Origin of the sequence: Marispirochaeta aestuarii, from assembly GCF_002087085.1 — a bacterium.
Lineage (GTDB): Bacteria > Spirochaetota > Spirochaetia > JC444 > Marispirochaetaceae > Marispirochaeta > Marispirochaeta aestuarii.
Genome location: NZ_MWQY01000008.1, coordinates 20,550 through 39,850, shown reverse-complemented (window position 1 = coordinate 39,850; position 19,301 = coordinate 20,550). Strand labels below are relative to the sequence as shown.

Annotated in this window: 16 protein-coding genes and 1 pseudogene; 11 read left to right on the top strand and 6 right to left on the bottom strand. The window is 54.0% G+C overall.

All coding sequences use genetic code 11. The annotated features are described in order from the left end of the window. Positions 1-61: 61 nt before the first annotated feature. The 3 genes from B4O97_RS08190 to B4O97_RS08180 are packed head-to-tail and all read left to right on the top strand — an operon-like array spanning position 62 to position 2,970. Complete coding sequence (locus tag B4O97_RS08190) at positions 62-457, top strand: response regulator (RefSeq protein WP_083049893.1); 396 nt, start codon at positions 62-64, stop codon at positions 455-457. Continuing rightward, on the top strand, positions 450-1,478 hold the full coding sequence (locus B4O97_RS08185) for an ABC transporter substrate-binding protein (RefSeq protein ID WP_158084210.1): 1,029 nt from the start codon (positions 450-452) through the stop codon (positions 1,476-1,478). Before B4O97_RS08190 ends, B4O97_RS08185 begins: the two co-directional genes overlap by 8 nt. Next, positions 1,462-2,970, top strand: coding sequence for a histidine kinase dimerization/phosphoacceptor domain -containing protein (locus B4O97_RS08180; protein ID WP_083049889.1), 1,509 nt, complete (start codon positions 1,462-1,464; stop codon positions 2,968-2,970). Before B4O97_RS08185 ends, B4O97_RS08180 begins: the two co-directional genes overlap by 17 nt. Positions 2,971-3,016: 46 nt before the next feature. Here B4O97_RS08180 and B4O97_RS08175 read toward each other — a convergent pair whose 3' ends face one another. Together B4O97_RS08175 and B4O97_RS08170 are read right to left on the bottom strand one after the other, a co-directional pair. Then, positions 3,017-3,385 (bottom strand): Hsp20/alpha crystallin family protein, encoded by a 369-nt coding sequence (locus B4O97_RS08175; RefSeq protein WP_083049887.1) that lies wholly within the window; start codon positions 3,383-3,385, stop codon positions 3,017-3,019. A gap of 14 nt (positions 3,386-3,399) precedes the next feature. Continuing rightward, the gene (locus tag B4O97_RS08170) at positions 3,400-3,855 is read right to left on the bottom strand and encodes an Hsp20/alpha crystallin family protein (RefSeq protein WP_083049885.1); all 456 of its coding nucleotides are present in this window, start codon (positions 3,853-3,855) and stop codon (positions 3,400-3,402) included. Between the two features lie 251 nt (positions 3,856-4,106). Between B4O97_RS08170 and B4O97_RS08165 the strand changes: the two genes are divergently transcribed. Together B4O97_RS08165 and B4O97_RS08160 are read left to right on the top strand one after the other, a co-directional pair. Beyond that, a complete protein-coding gene (locus tag B4O97_RS08165; protein ID WP_083049883.1) occupies positions 4,107-4,646 on the top strand; it encodes a J domain-containing protein in 540 nt (179 codons plus the stop codon). A 75-nt stretch (positions 4,647-4,721) separates the two neighbouring features. Beyond that, the gene (locus B4O97_RS08160; protein WP_083049881.1) at positions 4,722-6,848 is read left to right on the top strand and encodes a [Fe-Fe] hydrogenase large subunit C-terminal domain-containing protein; all 2,127 of its coding nucleotides are present in this window, start codon (positions 4,722-4,724) and stop codon (positions 6,846-6,848) included. Here B4O97_RS08160 and hrpA read toward each other — a convergent pair. Further along, positions 6,823-10,764, bottom strand: coding sequence for an ATP-dependent RNA helicase HrpA (hrpA, locus tag B4O97_RS08155; RefSeq protein ID WP_083049879.1), 3,942 nt, complete (start codon positions 10,762-10,764; stop codon positions 6,823-6,825). The genes B4O97_RS08160 and hrpA overlap by 26 nt on opposite strands. An 83-nt stretch (positions 10,765-10,847) precedes the next feature. Next, on the bottom strand, positions 10,848-12,113 hold the full coding sequence (locus B4O97_RS08150) for an MFS transporter (protein WP_083049878.1): 1,266 nt from the start codon (positions 12,111-12,113) through the stop codon (positions 10,848-10,850). Positions 12,114-12,239: 126 nt separating this feature from the next. Here B4O97_RS08150 and B4O97_RS08145 point away from each other — a divergent pair, with 126 nt between their 5' ends. From B4O97_RS08145 to B4O97_RS08120, 6 genes and pseudogenes are all read left to right on the top strand, one after another. Then, complete coding sequence (locus B4O97_RS08145) at positions 12,240-13,136, top strand: carbohydrate kinase family protein (protein ID WP_083049877.1); 897 nt, start codon at positions 12,240-12,242, stop codon at positions 13,134-13,136. Between the two features lie 3 nt (positions 13,137-13,139). Further along, on the top strand, positions 13,140-13,400 hold the full coding sequence (locus tag B4O97_RS08140; protein WP_083049876.1) for a YkgJ family cysteine cluster protein: 261 nt from the start codon (positions 13,140-13,142) through the stop codon (positions 13,398-13,400). 56 nt (positions 13,401-13,456) lie between these two features. Next, the gene (locus B4O97_RS08135) at positions 13,457-14,389 is read left to right on the top strand and encodes a DMT family transporter (protein ID WP_083049875.1); all 933 of its coding nucleotides are present in this window, start codon (positions 13,457-13,459) and stop codon (positions 14,387-14,389) included. A gap of 185 nt (positions 14,390-14,574) precedes the next feature. After that, a pseudogene (locus B4O97_RS08130) lies at positions 14,575-15,056 on the top strand (LytS/YhcK type 5TM receptor domain-containing protein); the annotation flags it as partial. A gap of 18 nt (positions 15,057-15,074) precedes the next feature. Beyond that, positions 15,075-16,160, top strand: coding sequence for a sensor histidine kinase (locus B4O97_RS08125; protein ID WP_408606636.1), 1,086 nt, complete (start codon positions 15,075-15,077; stop codon positions 16,158-16,160). 29 nt (positions 16,161-16,189) lie between these two features. Then, positions 16,190-16,642: a YbhB/YbcL family Raf kinase inhibitor-like protein gene (locus B4O97_RS08120; protein WP_083049872.1), complete on the top strand. Its 453-nt coding sequence runs from the start codon at positions 16,190-16,192 to the stop codon at positions 16,640-16,642. Between the two features lie 20 nt (positions 16,643-16,662). On the opposite strand, the gene B4O97_RS08115 is transcribed toward B4O97_RS08120, so the two are convergent. Together B4O97_RS08115 and B4O97_RS08110 are read right to left on the bottom strand one after the other, a co-directional pair. After that, positions 16,663-18,054, bottom strand: a complete 1,392-nt coding sequence (locus B4O97_RS08115; RefSeq protein ID WP_083049871.1) for an NAD-dependent succinate-semialdehyde dehydrogenase — start codon at positions 18,052-18,054, stop codon at positions 16,663-16,665. Positions 18,055-18,269: 215 nt separating this feature from the next. Next, complete coding sequence (locus tag B4O97_RS08110) at positions 18,270-19,301, bottom strand: polyprenyl synthetase family protein (protein ID WP_158084209.1); 1,032 nt, start codon at positions 19,299-19,301, stop codon at positions 18,270-18,272.

Here is a 19,301-nt window from a genome sequence, read left to right as displayed (position 1 = left end):
CCCTGGAATCTGGAAAAAAATTGACAGAATAGATATTTTGATCATATAGTAGTGTTACTATATGTGTAGAAAAAACGTGATGATTGTGGAAGACGAGTTTATTGTTGCAGCGGATCTCAAGACAACTCTGGAACGACGGGGGTACACTGTCGACCACATAATCAATACCGGCCGCGGTGCTGTGGATTATATACGCGAGATGAAAAAACCGGACTGTATTCTGATGGACGTAAGTTTGAAAGATGCCTACTCAGGAATTGAGGCTGCAGAAGAAATCCATAAGGAACATCAGGTCCCGATAATTTTTCTTACGGCCAATAACACTCTTCCCGGATTACAGGCCGGGCTGCCTTCTCCTCTCTGTTCCCTGGTGGCCAAACCCTTTGATGAGAATGAGCTGATCCAGGCGATTGAGACGTCCCTGGGACCGCAGAAGTACGGAGGATATGATGAATAAGCGGACACGGAGACTCTCCGTTATCCTCATGCTGCTGTTCCTGACGCTCTTTTCTGTGGGAGTCTCCGCCCAGCAGCGCGAGAGAGTTCGAATCCTGCACATAATGAGCTACCATGCCGCGTGGCCCTGGAACATCGATCAGTTATCCGGGTTCAGAGACGGACTGTCCATTCCGGATGCGGACATTAGAATTGTCGAGCTGGATGCGAAGCGCCAGAGTTCTCCGGCGGGAATAGAAGCCGCCGGTCGCAGTGCCTTGCAGATTATTGCGGACTGGGAGCCGGACCTGATTTACCTGAATGATGATGATGCCCTGGACTATATGCTGGAGAACTATCATCGTTCGGATATTCCCATGGTCTTCAGCGGAATAAACGCCACTGCTGAAGAGATACCCGAATCAATACGCTCCTGGGCTACTGGTGTTCTCGAGGAAGAGCACGCCCTGGGATCCATAAGGCTGCTCCAGTCCATACAACCGAAGGTCAGAAAACTCGCCGTCGTAACGGATGAGAGTCCCATGTGGAATCCTGTGGTGGGGAGATTACAGGATATCGATACCCGGCTTCCCAAAATCGAGATTGTCCGCTGGGACGTAATCCGCAGCTTCGAGGAGTACAAACAGAAAATTCTTGAATATCAGGATACCGTCGATGCCATTGGTCTTCTGGGAATTTTCCTCTTCAAGGATCAGCATGGTTCCAATGTTTCCTATATAGATGTCCTTCGCTGGACTGCAGAAAACAGCAGGCTCCCGGATTTCACCTACTGGAAGGATCGTATCCAGTACGGAACCCTCTGCTCGGTGACGATCTCCGGTTATGAGCAGGGCCGGGAGGCCGGACGCAAGGCCAGAGAGATCCTGACAGGGGGTGTATCTCCTGCGGATATTCCTGTCAGTCCCAGTCTTAAGGGAGAACCGGTAATCAGTCTGGCCCGGGCAAAATCTCTGGGTATTTCGTTAACGAGTGATCTATTACTGTCATCCGAGATTTGTACCGACTATGCCTGGAACGATTAAGCGAATCCTGGGGCTGACCCGGGGGGTACGCTTTAAAATTGTCCTGATTACCCTGCTTGTTCTTATCTTCACCCTGTCGATCTCCTCGGTTCTGATGAATCGTCTCTTTGTAAGAACCTATCAGGACGCGCTCCTTCTGGAAGGGACGGGGACTGCCCGGAACCTGAGGATCCAGCTGGAGAGGATCCTGGGCTTCGAAATAAAACTGGATGAGATTGTCGGTTTTGATCTTCAGTGCGAGGAGGCTGTAGCAGAAAAAAAACTGCTGGATTATGCTCTTGTCGCTGATACCCGGGGAAATGTCATTTTTCACAATTCGTCCTACCGTCACGGGTCTGCCATAAGGCTTCCCGGTACTGATGATCCGGGATATACCGAACCCTATGTTGAAGAGGTCAACATGGGAGAGGGAGACACCGCGATGTGGACTCTCAGTTTCCCGGCGACGGACCACCTGGGACGCATGCAGGCCTGGGTGCAGGTCGCTGTTCCTCATAAGCGGCTTTACGAGAGGATAAATCCTGTCCGGTACCAGTCATATCTGATAACTCTGGCAACATCGGTTTTTGCGGTAATTGCCTCCTGGATTATACTGGGCCGGTCCGTAACGCGTCATCTGTCCAGGTTGACCAGGGCTGTGGAGTACGTTGAGGAGCATGGTCCGGAGGCTGCTGCAATGATTCAAAACTCCTCGCAGGACGAATTCGGGAGGCTTTCCCGCTCCTTTAACCGAATGGTGCAGACAATCGGAAGAATAAACCAGGAACTTACCACCAATGCAGCGATGCTGGAGGAAAAGGTCAGGGAGCGGACTGCGGATCTTCAGGCGGAGATCGAAGAGCGAAAGCATGCGGAAAAGCTGATAAGCGCGGCTCTCAGGGAGAAGGAGATCCTGATCAAGGAGATTCACCATCGGGTTAAAAATAACCTGCAGGTTATCTCCAGCCTTCTGAGACTGCAGTCTTCGAGTCTCAAGGACGAGAATTCCCGGGCGGCCCTGCAGGAAAGCAAGAACCGGGTACGGGCCATGGCCCTCATTCACGAGAAGCTCTATCGATCGGAAAAGCTCGATAGAATAGACTTCCGGGAATACGCCACAACCCTGGTGACAGACCTTTTTCAAACCTACCGGACTTCGGGAGAATTCGGAATTACCCCGGATATCCGCATCGAAGAGGTACCACTGGATATCGATACGGCGATTCCCTGCGGTCTGATCCTGAATGAACTGGTTTCAAACTCCCTCAAGTATGCGTTCCCCCATGGTCATGGGGTAGTGAGCGTCATGTTCGAAAGGAGGGGTGATTACTGTGAGCTTCGGATAGCTGATAATGGCAAGGGTTTACCAGCCGGCTTTGATCCTGATTCCGCATCTTCTCTCGGTCTTCGGCTGGTAAAGGGGCTGGCGGAAAACCAGCTGGACGGGATTCTCTCCTTTGAAAATCACGGGGGCACACTGGTCCGTATATCCTTTCGCTGCCCCGGGGAATAACAAACCCGCCGTCTCCGGCGGGTTTATTTTTTCAGGACCCTTCATTCTATTTTGCCGCGATTTCGATTTTTCGGGGTTTCTGAGATTCCTTTACGCCCAGCTTGAGGGTGAGAATCCCATGTTTCAGGGAGGCATCGATCTTGTTGCGGTCGATGGTTTCATCGATGGTGTATACCTGATAGAAGTCAGCTTCCCGGATTTCATGGATCAGATAGTTGCCTCCCTCCGGGCGTTTTACATCCCGCATGCCGCGTATCTCCAGCTGATCGCCGTCGATGTTAACATTGAGGCCGTCCTTTGTTACTCCCGGCATCTCCAGCTTCAGGGTGATTTCCCCGTCATTTTCAAGAACATCGCAGCAGGCGCGGACCGTGGGCCTGGTTTCCGATCGTTTCTGTAAATTTTTATCAGCCATAATTCGCCTCCTCTTTATTGTACCTTTATCGAAATCTGCCTGGGTTTTGCCTCTTCCTTCTTGGGCAGGGTAAGAGTCAGAATGCCGTTTTCTAGAACAGCATCGACCTTCCTGTCGGCATCCACAGTCTGGGGCAGGGATATTGTCCGCTGAAAAGTTCCACTCCAGGACTCCTGCCGGTAGACCTTCTCGCTGCTTTTCTCTTTATCCGCGGAACGCTCTCCCTTGATGGTCAGCACATTGCCGGTAATGGACAGTTCGACGTCCTTCTTCTCGATGCCGGGAAGCTCACACATTACGGTGAAATTGTCGGATCCTTCGATTACATCCAGCGCCGGGGATACATGGCGGTCAAAAAGGCCGCGGTTTCCGCCGGTCTGATCAAAATCGAAAAGATCGTTGATCTCATCCCTGAGTCGTTCAAACTCCCGCCACGGGTCAATGGAATTGCGGTATCGTACAAGTGCCATATTCTGCCTCCTCTAACAGGTTTTATTCTTTCTATTAATTTATATGCAATAAATGTGCCAAGTATTGAAAGCATGGTTAAGTCATTATTGTGTAAAGAGATATAGTGTTCGCCTCCTCGATGATGAATAGCCCTGTTCGGAACTGAATGGGCAAAAAGACGACAGTTCCCGGGGAATGTGTGCCGGAATCTGGGTCATTATGACGCAAGAACCCCCTTGACGATTGGAAATGAAAGGGTAAAATTTACCATATGGCGGGGATACCGAATCACTACAGTTCTCTCGGTCTGGAGGCTCAGGCATCCCAGCAAGAGATCCGGGATGCCTACCGGCGACGGGTCAAGGATTGTCATCCCGACATAACCGGCAGTCCTGAAAAGTCGGAGGATTTCCGGGCTGCCCGGGAGGCCTACGAGGTCCTGGGTGATCCGGAGAAGCGGCGGGAATATGATACCCGGCGCAGCCGGAAGGCGGTCCAGAATCGACCCTTGAAACGGGAACAGGCATTCAGGCCCCGGTATTCAAGGGCGGATATCGAGCTTGTATTGAGCCCGGAAGAAGCTGCCAGGGGAGGGCGTTTTATAATTCCCCTCTCTTCCGCACTGCAGAATGGCTGTTTCTTCTGTTCCGGTTTCTGGGGGATCTTCTCCGGTCCCTGTCCCTTCTGTGGTGCTCCTGACGGCGGAGCGTCGGGAGCTGTAATCGATCTGTCCCCCGGGGTCGCTCACGGGACCTGCAGGACTCTGCGTAACGGTTCACGTACCGTTCTGGTTTTCATCTCCATAGAGTAAAACAGTCTGTCAGCTTGCAACAGGTGCAGCACTTCGCTATAATATAGTTATGCCAATAGAGCTATGAGGTAAACGATGAAGCTGACTCCCGTTGTAGAGGTGGATCCGGAAAAGTGCGTAAATTGCCATATGTGTATCTCGGTCTGCCCTGTCAAATACTGCATAGACGGCAGCGGCGAGCATGTTGATATCAACCACGATCTTTGTATCGGTTGCGGGAGCTGTATTGATGCATGCTCCCACGGCGCACGCAGCCTGATTGATGACAGCCCCCGGTTTTTTACTGACCTTGAAAGAAAGGTCAGGATGGTCGCCATCTCTGCACCCGCCGTGGCGGCGAATTTCGCTGATTCCTATCTGCGCCTGAACGGATTTCTTGCTTCCCTGGGGGTTGACGCTGTTTTTGATGTCAGTTTCGGAGCTGAGCTGACGGTTCATTCATACCTTGCACATATTGAAAATAAAAAACCCGAAATGCTGATCGCCCAGCCCTGCCCGGCGATTGTAAGCTATATTGAGATTTACCAGCCGGAACTGCTGAAATATCTGGCTCCTGCACAGAGTCCCATGCTTCATACCATAGCCATGATTCGTGAATTCTACCCTGAATACAAGGACCACGCCGTTGCGGTTCTTTCGCCCTGCATAGCGAAGAAACGTGAGTTTGAGGAGACCGGAATGGGTGACTATAATGTGACCTTTACCGGTATCCGGGCCTATCTGGACCGAAAAAAGATTGACCTCTCCAAATATCCGGAGCTTGATTTCGCCGGTCCGCTGCCTGAGCGGGCGGTCCTGTTCTCGTCGCCCGGCGGCCTGATGCGTACCGTCGAACGCGAACGTCCCGGGCTTGTCAAGAGAATACGGAAAATCGAAGGGCCCGAGACGGTCTATCCATATTTCAAGACTCTTCATCATGCGCTGAAGAAGGGATATAACCCTCTGCTTGTGGACTGTCTGAATTGCAGTTCCGGCTGTAACGGAGGTCCCGGAACCCCTGATCGCGATAAAATTGTTGATGAAGTCGAATATTCCATCCAAAAACGCATGGAAGCAGCTCGGCGGAAATACAAACCGACGTTGCTGAAAGGCGACAAAGGGATAACAAGGAAGATTCGCAAAGTCGTTAAAACCTACTGGAAATCCGGACTCTATGATCGCGGCTACCGTGATTTATCCTCCAACATGCAGCTGCGGTACCCCGACGCTGAGCAATTACAGAAAATATATGCGGATATGAAAAAAACTACGGTCAAGGATGTTCTGAATTGCGCTGCCTGCGGATATAACAGTTGTGAAATGATGGCAACCGCAATTCTCAACGGTCTGAATAAAGCAGAAAACTGTCATCACTATCAAACACGAATGATTGTCGAATCTCAGGAGAACACCGCCGGTATTTCCACGCGCCTGCATGAGGAAATCCTGCATTCCCGTGAACTGATCAACAGCATCGAGGGTTTAATGGAAAACGTCCGCAGGAAGTTCGAGAGTCAGCACAGCTTCATTCTGCAGTCTTCGGCAGTTATCGAACAGATGATATCTTCCATAAGAAATACCACCAGAAAATCTCAGGAGAAACAGAATGCCATCGTGAATCTTGTCGATCTGGCCAGATCGGGCAGGAAAGACATGACGGATACGGTGGAATCAATCGAGAGGGTAGTGGATTCCATTGAGGATATAGACAATCTGATTGCAGTCCTCAATGATGCCGCGGACAATACGAACATACTGTCCATAAACGCCGCCATCGAAGCGGCCCATGCCGGTGCAGCGGGGAGGGGCTTTGCGATTGTCGCCTCCGAGGTCCGTCGTCTGTCCGTGACGTCTCACCGGAACTCGACGACAATATCCGGAACATTGAAGGATATCATCAGTGAAATCCGGAATACCTCCAGCGTTTCCCAGAAAACAGGGGAGAGTATCAACGAAATGATCCATCATATACAGGGAGTTGCCGACAGTATCAGCGAGGTAATCATGGCAATGGACGAGATGTCCGTCGGCGGGACACAGGTAACCGATTCCCTGTCCGAGCTGAAGGATATGGCTGCGGATATGCATGCCTCTCAGGCTTCCATGGATGAAATGCTCGGCAACATGAGGAGTGTGATCAACTCAATCAATGATATCTCCGAGAGAAACATCGACAGTCTGCGGGGTGAGGGACAGTTCAGAGCATCTCCTCGATGGTCCTGATACGCTTGTCTAGGCGCTGTGGGCTTATCTTTATCCGGGTACCCATTTCCTGGGCAAAAAGCTGAATTTTATACTCCTCCAGGGCCCAGCGGTACTCCTTCAAGGCCTGACGCTTTGCATAGCTCATTCCGCTCCTCTCCTTCAGGAGATCCCTGGTCTCCCTGTACCAGCTGAGGTAGGGGATAAGCGCGAAAGCTTTTTCGGTGTCCGCCGCCGGGTTTACAGCCCCCTTCTCGATGCGGGTTTTCAGGGCCCTGAGAAAGCGGGGAACCTCTTTGAGCTCCTCCTTGTCATAGAGTCGGTAAAACTCTCTGGGCACAAGGTTTTCAAGCTCTTTGCGCCGGACCGACAGGAACCTTTTGACCCCCTTCCTGGAGCCTTCCCTGGTCTCAAGGCGGGACAGGCACTCCCGCACCTGGGCGTATTCCTCCAGGACACTCAATACCGGCTGATAGAGCTCCTTCAGTTCCGAGTAGAGTCGCGGCTTTATCCACTCGGAGAACTCCTGATATTCGGACCTGCTCCGTATGCTGCGACGGAAGAGTCTCATGGTCAGGGATCGCCAGACCCCCTCGTTAAAGCTCTCGAGACCGCCGAAGGGCAGCACTTTCATCTGATACTCTTTACCGAGCATGAACTCATGGCGGAAGGTCTTGAGAATATCGGAGAAGGAGCGGTAGACAAGAAGGGCCACCCCGTCGGGGTGGATTCCTGCAGCCTCCTCGGCACTTAAATAGAGCCGCAGGGCGACCTGCGTCCCTTCGGGCGTAAGGGCCGGGAAAGCGGGGAGCCCGTCGTCTCCCTCCACCCGTTCGGGAATCTCATCGAAGTCCCAGATCCGCAGTTCCTCGATCTCCCAGGAGCGCTTCAGCCGGTCCAGGCTGCCGGTTAAATGCTTCGAGGGCCCCGCAGAGGTCAGGACTTCCCTGTCCCGGCCTTCCGTCAGTCTCCTGCCCCGGGCATCAACAACGGTAAAGCGCATTTTCAAATGGGGGGGCAGGGACTCTTCGTCCCAGGCGGATTCGGGGATAAGAAAGCCGAAGTCCTCCTGAATATAGCGGCTCAGAGCTACTACGAGCCGTTCCCGGGTATTCCGGGGTATGTTCCGGGCAACTCTTCCGGCGCTCTCCGAGACCGGAGCGAGGCGTCGGCGGTACTCCTTGGGCAGCCCTTTCATGAGGGTGCTGACCTTCTCCTCGAAAAGTCCAGGAACCAGCCAGTCGAATACAGGGGTTGTCAGATCACGGCTTATGCGCTCCGGAATAAGGGCGGTGACCCCGTCTTCCGGGCGCTGGGGATCAAATACATATTCGAGGTCTATACGATGACCATCGATTACTGCCTCTGAGGGAAAACGTTCCAGGATTTCGCTGTCCGGATTGTAGAGCATGATATCTTCCCGGGAGAGTTCCAGTTTCCTGATTCCCTCCCCGCTCTCTTTCAGGTACTTCTCAAGGCCCTTGAAATCGTACACCTCCCGGGGAATCCTCTCCCGATAAAATCGGAAGAGCTCCTCGTCGCCGCAGTAGATGTCCCGTCGTCGCAGTTTCTCCTCCAGTTTGAGGATTCCCTTAAGGGTGTTTCTGTTTTTTTCTAGGACCGGGAGAATCCGGTGTATCCGGCGAAAGTCGTACCTCCCCTCCATGATTCCTTCCCGGATAAAGATGTCCGAGGCCTCCCCGGGATTGATTTTTCCGTAGGCGACGGTCCGTCCGGGGTTTATCAGGAGTCCGTAGAGGCGTACCTGCTCCACCGCAGTGACCTCCATCTGTTTTTCCGCCCAGGTTGCTCCATGATAGCTGTAGCTGCACTGTCCGGTGGCTATCCGTTCAAGCCAGGCGGGTTCAATCCCGGCGCAGGTCCGGGCGAACAGCCGGCTGGTCCTGACCATCTCGGCTGCTACCAGCCATCCGGGACCGTTCCCGAAGAGACCGGAGCCTGGAAAGATCATCGCTTCCCGATTCCTGGCGGCGGTATAGATGTTTTTTTCCTTTTTCTCCGCAATATTGGAGAGCAGCCCTGTCAGAATGGATATATGCAAAGCTGTGTACCAGGGGGAGGGTTCTCCCTTTTTCTCCGGTTTTCTGCTTATATCGGGTGTTTTGATCTCGTAGCCCTGTTCCTTCAACAGGGAGGTAACCTGCAGGTGAATATCCCGCCACTCCTTCATGCGGCGATAGCTCAGGTAGTTCTGGCTGCAGTATTTGCGCATCCTGCCCTGGCTGCGTACCTGTCGCCATACCTGGTGGTACTCTTCCCAGATATTCAGAAGGCTTACAAAGTCCGACTCCTGATCATGGAACTTCCTGTGGGCCGAATCGGCCTTGTCTTCCTCCCCCTGGGGCCTGTCCCGGGGGTCCTGGATGGTCAGTACCGATACAATGACCGCTGCATCCCGCAGAATGCCCTGCTCGGCTGCTTCAATAAGCATTCTGGAAAAGCGCGGGTCAAGGGGCAGCCGGGCCATCAGGCGGCCGTGGCGGGTCAGCTGCAGACCTCCCTGCCTGTCCCGGGTAACTGCCCCGAGCTCCCGGAGAATGCCGATTCCGTCGCTTAAGTGTCGGGTCGAGGGTTTGTCGATAAAGGGAAAATCCTCCACATCCCCAAGGCGCAGGGACACCATGCGCAGGATTACATCCGCCAGATTGTCTCTGAGAATCTCCGGTCTGGTGAACTCCTCACGGCTCTGGTAATCCTCTTCCGGGTAGAGCCGTATACAGACCCCCGGCCGGACCCGTCCTGCCCGTCCCTTGCGCTGGTCCGCGGAGGAGCGGGATATCGGCGAAACCGGCAGGGCGGTGGTTCGCGAGGCGGGGGAATAGGTTGAAATCCGGGCCAGGCCGGTGTCCACAACGTAGACAATTCCCGGAATGGTTATGGAGGTCTCCGCCACGTTGGTGGCGACGACCACCTTGCGTCCTGCGTGGGTGGCGAAGATTCTGCTCTGGGCGGCGGAGGTAAGCCTGGCAAAAAGAGGAAGCACCGTCAGGGAAGATATTCCCAGACCTTCGATACCGTCGCAGGTTTCCCGGATGTCCGCCTCGGTGGGCATGAAGACAAGGACGTCTCCGTCGCGGCTTGTCCGACAGATATTCTCAACCGCAGCCACCGCCTGTTCCACATAAGAGAGATCCTCGGATTCGCCGGTCTGAGGCTGGTAGATCACCTCCACCGGGTAGGTTCTTCCGGAGACCTCAAAGATCGGGGCTCCGTCAAAGGCAGCGGAGAACTTTTCCGTGTCGATTGTGGCGGAGGTTATAATCAGCTTGAGATCCCGGCGTTTTTTGAGCAGTTTCCGCAGAATGCCGAGGATCAGGTCGATATTCAGGCTCCGTTCATGGGCCTCGTCGATAATCAGGGTGTCATATCGGTTCAGAAAGCGGTCCGACTGGGTCTCCGCCAGCAGGATTCCATCGGTCATGAACTTTATATAGGCATCGTCGGAGCCGGATTCCTGAAAGCGGATCTTGCTGGAGACCCATTTTTTTTCTCCGTCCCCAAGTTCCTCGGCAACCCTGGATGCCAGGCTCAGGGCGGCGATACGACGGGGCTGGGTGCAGCCTACCTGGCCGTCGATGCCCCGGCCGGCTTCCAGGCACATTTTCGGTATCTGGGTCGATTTGCCTGAGCCTGTTTCTCCTGAGAGAATGATCACCTGGTTCCTTTGTATGGCTGCGACGATTTCATCCTTCCGGGCCGTAATGGGAAGCTCCTCCGGGTAGTCCGGCGCGGGCAGTCCTTCGGCTCTCCGGCGTCTCTGTTCAACGGACTCGAGTATCCCGAGTGCAGCCTCCTCCAGGCGCTGCGGGTCCTTGCCGGCATTGGACAGGCGCCGAGAAAGGCGATACCGCTCTGCGCCCATGGTGTGGGGGAGGAGTTTCTTCAGTTGTCCAGGGTCGGTTTGAGCATCCGTCATGGCCAGTTACTAGATCAGGTTCAGCGGAAAGGTGTCAAGGGGAAAGACCATGAGAATGGAGCTAAGCCGTGTTTTCCTGTTGATCACCGCGCGTCCACAACCGTGGGTGGCCGGTGTTTTCTCGGCTCGGTAACTGTGGTGAAAATTCCAAGACTCAGGACGGAGGCTCCCAGGGAAAACCAGAAGATTACCCCGAGCCCGAAGATGGAGGAGAGGTATCCGAGAAAAATGATGGACAGGGACGAGATTCCCACCGCCAGCCCGACGATACCGATATACACGGGGATTTCGAAGTCCTGGCCGAACTCGATGACAATGGCAAACTGGGACACGTTGTTTATGCAGAGAGTCAGCGCTCCTGCTGCGATACTGATCAGGGCCAGGGAGTAGGAGCCCGCAAAAAGGGCCGCCAGGTTTCCGATTATCAGGGACAGGGCACCGATAAGGTGGTTAAAGAGATGCCCTTTACGGTCGGCAAGCTCCCCAAGCAGTGGATTTGCTACAATGAAGGTCGCCGCAGTAATCATGGTAAAAAGGCCCACCTCGCTCTCATGCAGGGAAAAGCGGCGAACCAGGTGCACCGCGAAATAGGAATAGCTGGTAAAGGCCAGGGTATAAAATACCCTGCCAAGAATATAGCGTCCGAAATCCCGGTTCTCCCTGGGGATCTGCCGGAGGCCCCGCAGAAAACTCCCCAATGGTTCGGTTGAGAATCGTATCCGTCTGCTCGGGGGTTCGGAATAGAAACCGAGGGAGGGCAGGTAGATCATGAGAAAAGAGAAACCGATTATCATGAGCAGGGGAAAGTTGTCGGGAAACGGGACGGTGTTCATAATACGAATGATGATTCCTCCGCAGGCAAGTCCGATCAGATAGCTTCCCAGGTTCCTTACGGCGAAAAGACGGCCGCGAAGGTTTATGGGAATGGTCTTTGCCGTCAGATCAAAGAAAGCGGGAACGGCGATCCCGGTGGTTCCCTGGGTAATGAAGAGGGCAAGCATCAGGCTGAAGATGACAAACCCCGGATATTCCGCGCCAAAGGCCAGGCCGCTCAGGGCTGCCAGAAGCCAGGGAACCCGCTGGAAGGCTCCGGTAATCAGAATATAGGGCTTCTTGTAACGCAGGGTCTGAATATATCTGGCCACAAAGATGGAAGGGAAAAAGACCCCGATATTGCGCAGAACCGGAATAAGGGACAGTATGAAGGGGGAACCTCCGAGGCGTTCGATGTAGACCGGCAGAACACTTTCCGGGGAGAGAAAGATCATTCCCGTAAGAAAAGAGATGCCGTCAAGGGCGTTCAGAAAAAAGTTTTTCCCAAGCTTATTGTGCAGAGTTGAATCTGGCATTTTTACTATCCCCGGTTATCTTATAGAGGGAACGATAGCAGGAAAATCAAACATGGGGAATAGACGATACTCGCAAATCGTTCAGTATTATTTCCCAGATGTCCCCTGTCATGATACTATGAGTCCATGAAAGCTATCTCCTTCGGTGAAATTCTCTGGGATATAATCGGCGATACTGAGCATATAGGCGGGGCTTCCCTCAATTTTGCGGCCCATCTGGCAAAACTGGGAGGGGAATCGTATCTGGTTTCGGCTCTCGGAAACGATGAGCGGGGCGACAGGGGTTTCGATGCTCTTGTGAGGCACGGAATTCAGGCGGATTACATCAATCGTGTCGGCGATGCCCCGACGGGGACTGTGACGGTGGAACTCGAAGCCGGGCAGCCCTCCTATACAATACACGAGGGAGTCGCCTGGGACTGTATCCGTCTCAAGGATGAACAACTGGCCGCAATTCAGGCGGGAGACTGGGACTGCTTTTACTTTGGAACCCTGGCACAGCGCAGCGAGATCAACCGCACAACCCTGCGTTCACTTTTCGAGAAGGTCCGGGCCCGACATCGCTTTTATGACGTCAATCTTCGCCAGAGCTACTATTCCCGGGAGATTATCGATGTGTCCCTCCGGCACGCCACCATTGTAAAGCTCAATAATGATGAACTGGATCTTGTGGCTGAGATGTTCGGTCTTGACGGGACCGGGAGCCCCGAAGAACATATGAACAGACTGACAGAGCAGTTCGGACTGGAAAGCCTTATTGTAACCCGGGGAAAGGACGGGGTTACCCTCCTGTCCGGTGGAATCCTGCGTCGGATACCCGTTGAACCGGTGGAGGTGGCCGACGCTGTGGGGGCAGGGGACAGTTTTTCCGCCGGCTTCATGTATGCCCTGGGGCGGGGCAAGGATCCCTTCGAAGCTGCCGGCTACGGCGCCGCCCTGGGCTCCTTTACTGCCGCCCGCTCCGGTGGAGTTCCCGACTATGACGATACAATCCGAAGTCTCTTCGCGAAGCTGGGCGGCTGAAGAATGACCTGCCGGGCCGGCTGCGGAGCCTGTTGCATCGCCATATCCATCTCATCCTCCATTCCCGGAATGCCCGATGGAAAACCCGCGGGGGTACCCTGCGTCAATCTTGATGAACATTTCCGCTGCAGTATTCATGGTTCTCCCGATTACCCGGCGGTGTGTGCCGCTTTGCGTCCCGATCCCGGTATGTGCGGATCGAACAGGCAGGAAGCCCTTCTGTTCCTGTCGGAACTCGAACGGGAGACCTGTCCTCAAGATTGACGTTCTTACACCTCCGGCGCTTGACCTAAAGGGCCGGGGTTCCTACACTCACCGGAATGAAGGACTCATCCATACTGAATGACAGGCTTACCCTTGGGGCAGGTCTCCTGGCTTTTCTTTCCGCAACCTTATGGGGCGGTAATACGGTTTCCATAAAGATCGCCTCCAGCGGTATGCCTCCGGCGGCCATTGCGGCGGTCCGCTTTTTTCTGGGAGCCCTGGCGGTCTGGCCCTATGCAAGGTTCGCGGGAATTTCCCTGAAGCTCGTTAAGGAGGAACTCCTTTTTTTACTGGGTCTTGTGGCCCTCTTTGTGGTACAGATACTTACGATGAATATAGGGACCTCCCTGACTCTGGCGGCCCATGCAACGGTGCTTATCTCCTCTTATCCCTTTGCCACGGCCCTTTTCGCCCATTTGCTGATCCGGGGAGATCACCTGAACGGCGGTAAGATCCTGGGCATGGCTGTCTCCTTCAGCGGTGTGGCGCTCATATTCGGGGAAGCCTTCATAGTCGGCAGTGCAGGTTCGATTGCGGGTGATCTCATCGTGTTCAGCAGCTGTATTCTTCTCGGTCTGCGACAGGTGGTTACCAAGAGAATGACCCAGGGGCTGCATCCGGTAAAGCTGGTATTCTGGCAGTCGGTATTCAGTGTTCCGGCTTTTCTGGCGGTGACGTTCATTTTCGAAGGCTCCTATGAGTACAGGATAAATCCTGCGGTTGTCGCCGCTATTCTCTATCAGGGTGTAGTGGTGGCAGGCTTCTGCTTTATTCTGCTCACCAGCCTTTTACGGCGCTACAATGCCAGCGTAATAACCTCCTTCTCGTTCTTTACTCCTTTGTTCGGTGTCATTTTAAGCGGTGTGCTTCTGGGAGAGGTCTTGTCCCCCTGGCTGATTCTCAGTGTCGCCCTGATCGCTGCCGGAATCGTGGTGGTAAGCAGATTCGGTGAAACAAAGGCGGAAATAAAAGGCAGTCCTGGGATTTGAATAAGGTTGTGATAGATTTCAAGGTAAACGTATGGGCACCTTAAAAAATTGTTCTTTTTCCCATATCCTGCGTCGTCGAGATTTTCCGCGGTCCTCAACTCTTGTTGCACAAGAGTTTGCGGGGGCTGCAAAATCATTCCTCCTTGACTATGGTAAAAATGCCACGTTTTTAGAGGTGCCTGTATATGATTATTCTTGATCTGGTACATAACATAGCGCTCCTGGTAGCCCTTACCGTGGGGTACGAACAGATCCATACCAGACTCAAGAGGGAAAACCCCTTCTTTTCTCTTCTTGCCGGTCTGCTTTTTGCCTGTGTCGGACTTGTCGGAATGATGACCCCCATGGTCTTTGCCCTCGGGGTGATCTATGACGGGCGGTCCATTGTGCTGAGTGCCGCAGGTTATATCTGCGGTCCTGCCGCCGCGTTCATCGCCGCATCCATTACCGCTGCCTACCGGATCTACCTGGGGGGGGCGGGGTTCTTGCCGGGGTCCTCACCATTATCGAATCAGCCGCGCTCGGAACTCTTTTCTTTTTTCTTCGCAGACGAAACCCGGCCTGGCAGCGTCCTGTGAATCTGTGGTTTCTGGGGCTTGCCGTTCACGCAACAATGCTTCTCTGTCAGCTGACCTTACCCGGCTCTCTGGGAATTTCGGTAATACGCTCCATCGGAGTCTGGGTGATGCTGCTGTATCCGCCTGCTCTGGTTGTGATCCTGCTTCTCTTTCTGAAGCAGCAGGAGCTGATCAGGACCAAAAGCGATCTTCACACCAGCGAGACCTGGTACCGGAGCCTCTTTGAGGATACCTTTGCTCCCCGTTTGATTCTTAACCCCGCCGACGGAAGGATACTGGATGCGAACCAGGCTGCCGTCAATTTTTACGGCTGGAGCAGGGACGAGCTCAGTACAATGGGTGTGCCGGATATCAATACCCTTTCAAAAGAGGAAATCCTCGAGGAGATGCGCTCTGCTGCGGAGAACAAAAGAAACTACTTTGAGTTCAGGCATCGTCTGAAGGACGGGTCTCTCCGGGACGTTGCTGTCTTCAGCAGTGCCGTTCAGCTGCCGGATCGTACAATTCTGAACTCCGTGATCATCGATATTACCGAACAGAAGGAGGTGGAGACCCGGCTCATGCATGCCCTGCGGCAGAAGGACTCCCTTCTGCAGGAGGTTCACCACAGGGTACGAAACAACCTCGCACTGATCGCCAGTCTGATTGATTTACAGCTGGAAGATACCGATACCCCTGACCGTGAAAAGTCCGGTTTGAAGATAACCGGCAGCAGGGTACACGCTCTGAGCATGATTCATAACCTGCTCTATCAGAATGAGGACCTGTCGCTGCTGAATTTTACCCAGTTTCTCAGGGTCCTTGCGGAGACCCTGCCCGCGGCGGGGGGAAAAGCAGGCTCCGGCGGTATCGAAGTCCATGGAAAGGATCTTACGCTGGATGTCCACTATGCGATGCCCCTTGGTCTGATGGTCCATGAACTTCTGCTTACTATTCTGGGGGAAAGCGATGATGGGCCCGGCAACATTCGCCTGCGTATCGATTTTTATCGTGATACCGAGGGGGTATATCATATCGGGTTCAGGAATACCGGTGAGACTTTCACATCCATTCCCATGCTGAATACAGATAAGAGTTTAAGCCGTGAACTTGTCAAACAGCTCGCTTCACAGATCAACGGCTCCATAGATTTTCTGCCCGAGCCTGATCTGCTGGCCAGGATAAGTTTTTCCAGGTCCGGTGAAGGAATATAGTCCGCATATATCAGATAGGAGGAGCATGCATGAAGATTGAAAGTCCTGTTTTCAGAGACGGGGAGTCTATTCCTGCAAAGTATACCTGCGACGGGAGCGATGTCTCTCCCCCTCTCAGCTGGTCGGGTGTTCCGGGAGGGGTCCGTTCCTTTTCCCTGATTTGTGATGATCCTGACGCACCCATGGGAACCTGGGTTCACTGGGTGCTCTATAACCTTCCCGGCGAGACTTCTGCTCTTCCCGAGGATCTGCCGGCGAAAGGAGTCCTCGACGGCGGCGGTCTGCAGGGAAAGAACGACTTTGGCCGTATCGGTTATGGCGGTCCCTGTCCTCCGGCGGGAAGGCATCGCTATTTTTTCAAGCTGTATGCCCTGGATACCCTTCTCAGCCTGAAACAGGGGGCTGACAAAAAGGAACTGCTTAAAGCCATGGAAGGGCACATCCGCGGTGAATGCCGGATTGTGGGACATTACGCTCGCTGAGTAAGCATTTCAACCGGGAATTAGTCCACCCATACGGTCTTGATATTTGTAAACTCCCGTAAACCCAGAGCGCTCAGTTCCCGGCCGTAACCGGAGGTTTTGATTCCTCCGAAGGGAAGGCGGGGATCTGACTTGACCATGCTGTTTATGAATACGTTACCCGCCTCGATTTCATTGATCAGTCGTTCGGCGTTTTCAGGATTTCCGGTCCAGGCGCTCGCACCAAGTCCGAATTCCGTCGCATTTGCGATCTCTATGGCCTCGTCAAGATCACGGGCACGAAAAATCATTGCCACGGGGCCAAAGATCTCCTGCTTTGATATGGGGGCAGCCTGGGTTAGCCCGGTGATTATCGTGGGGGGAAAGTAGTACCCGCCTCTCAAGTCGGGGTCTTTGTAAGTTTCGAGCTCCTCAGGATCTCTTCCGAAGGCAATCGTTCCCCCCTGAGCGACACATTGAGCAACCTGGTCCCGTATCTCCTCCAAAGCCTGGGAGGATACCAGAGGACCGAGATCGGTAGACTCATCCGCAGGGTCCCCAACCCGTATCTTCCCGTACTCTGCAACGAGGCGGTTCAGAAAATCATCCGCAATCTCATGGTGCAGGATAAAGCGTTTGGCTGCAATGCAGGCCTGACCATTGTTCACCAGTCGCGCCCGGGTTGCAGTTGCAGCAGCTTTCTCCATGTCGGCATCGGGGAGCACAATATAGGGGTCGCTTCCGCCGAGTTCAAGGACGGTCTTTTTCAGATTCCCGCCGCAGTTGGCCGCAAGGCTGGCGCCGGCTGCTTCACTGCCGGTCAAGGTGGCTGCTTTTATGCGGGGGTCGGCGGTCAGGCCCGCTATTCTTCCGGCGGGAATCAATAAGGTCTGAAAGGCTCCTTCCGGGAAGCCTGCCTGAAGAAATATACGCTCTATCTCCAGGGCGCTCTGAGGCACGTTGGAGGCATGCTTGAGGAGTCCCACATTACCGGCCATAAGGGCGGGCGCGGCAAATCGGAACACCTGCCAGAAGGGGTAGTTCCAGGGCATTACAGCCAGAACCGGCCCGATGGGCTGGTAGCGGACAAAGCTCTGCTTTGCCTCGGTGGCGACCATCTCATCGGCCATAAACGCCGCCGCGTTGTCAGCGTAGTATCGGCATACCCATGCTGACTTCTCAACCTCGGCCCGGGAATCCCGGATCGTCTTGCCCATTTCAGCGCTTATAAGACCGGCATAATCGTCCCTGCGGTTTTCCAGAAGATCAGCGGCCTTGAACATCAGCCCTGCGCGCTCTTCAAAGCTGAATCGGCGGTATTCCCGGAAGCAGTCTGCCGCCAGGGACAGTTTTATTTCGATCTCCTGTTCTGTCAGAGGAGTGAACTCCTTTATAAGCCTGCCGGTGGAAGGATTAATCGATCGAATTGCCATACAGAAGCTCCTTTTACGTAATATACTGTTCATGATTGTATCATATGTTGGTTCCTGGGGCTATAATAACATGATGTATATATCAAAATTGTGTACAAAAAGAGAGAAATTATAAAAAAACCCTATCCGACATAGCGAGGGATGGGGTTCTCCAGGATAAAATCTGTCAGCAAGAAAGAATACCGGTGTATACTGTTGAGGAATGTAGGGGGTTCTCAGATCTCCCTGACAAGCAGGCTGTCCGCAAGGGCGGCGAGAAGATTCCTGGTTTCGCCTTTTTCAAGGCTTTCGATTTCTTTCAATGCCCGTCGGGTATAGCTCTTCGCCAGACGGCGGCTCTGTTCAATTCCGTCGCCCTTCAGGATAAGAGAGACCGCAGCATCCCTGTCCCTGCGTTTATAGGGAGGAGATGCAAGCAGCTCCCGCAGGTCCCGGCCCCGGGGACCGGCGAGGGTATAGATTACCGGGGCAGTAAAAATTCCGGCACTCAGGTCCCGGCCCAGCGGTTTTCCCGTCCGGTTTTCTGTGCCGGTAAAATCGAGCAGATCATCAACGACCTGGAAACCCATTCCCAGGTTGTACCCGATCCGCCTGAAGCGCTGAACATCCTCCGGCGATGCCTCGCCGTGTTCCGCGCCCAGCTCCATGGAGGCGGTAATAAGTACGGCGGTCTTGGCGAAAATCCGCCGAAGATATGAGCGCATGCTTACGTCCAGGGAGTAGCGTTCCGTGTCCTGGCGGATCTCTCCGTCGCAGATACGTTCCACCGCCCGGGCGGCATGAAGGCCGATCTCCCTGTTCTTGAGGGAATCGAGCAGGGTGAAACAGCGGGCAAACAGATAGTCTCCGATCAGTATTGCAGCTTTGGCCCCCACAGTCACGTGCAGCGCCGGTTTGCCCCGCCTGGTAGGCGCATCATCGAGAACATCGTCATGCACCAGGGTGGCCATATGGAGCATCTCCACCGAGGCGGCCAAGGCCCCAAGGGTCTCCTGGTTTTTTCCCCCGTACCAGCCTGCCAGAAGTACCAGGGCAGGTCGCAGCAGTTTTCCCCCGGCGTTGATCATCTCCCCGAGGCTTTCCCGGATGAGGGCCGCACTTTCGGCAGCGGAGTCGAGGATTATGCTGCGTACATTGTCAAGCTCACCCGCCATCCGGGGGGTTCCCAGGATATCGCCGAGAAATGCTGAACTGGCTGTAGAAAAAGACGCATCCTGAAGCCGGTGTTCGGCTCCAGGATGCGGCAT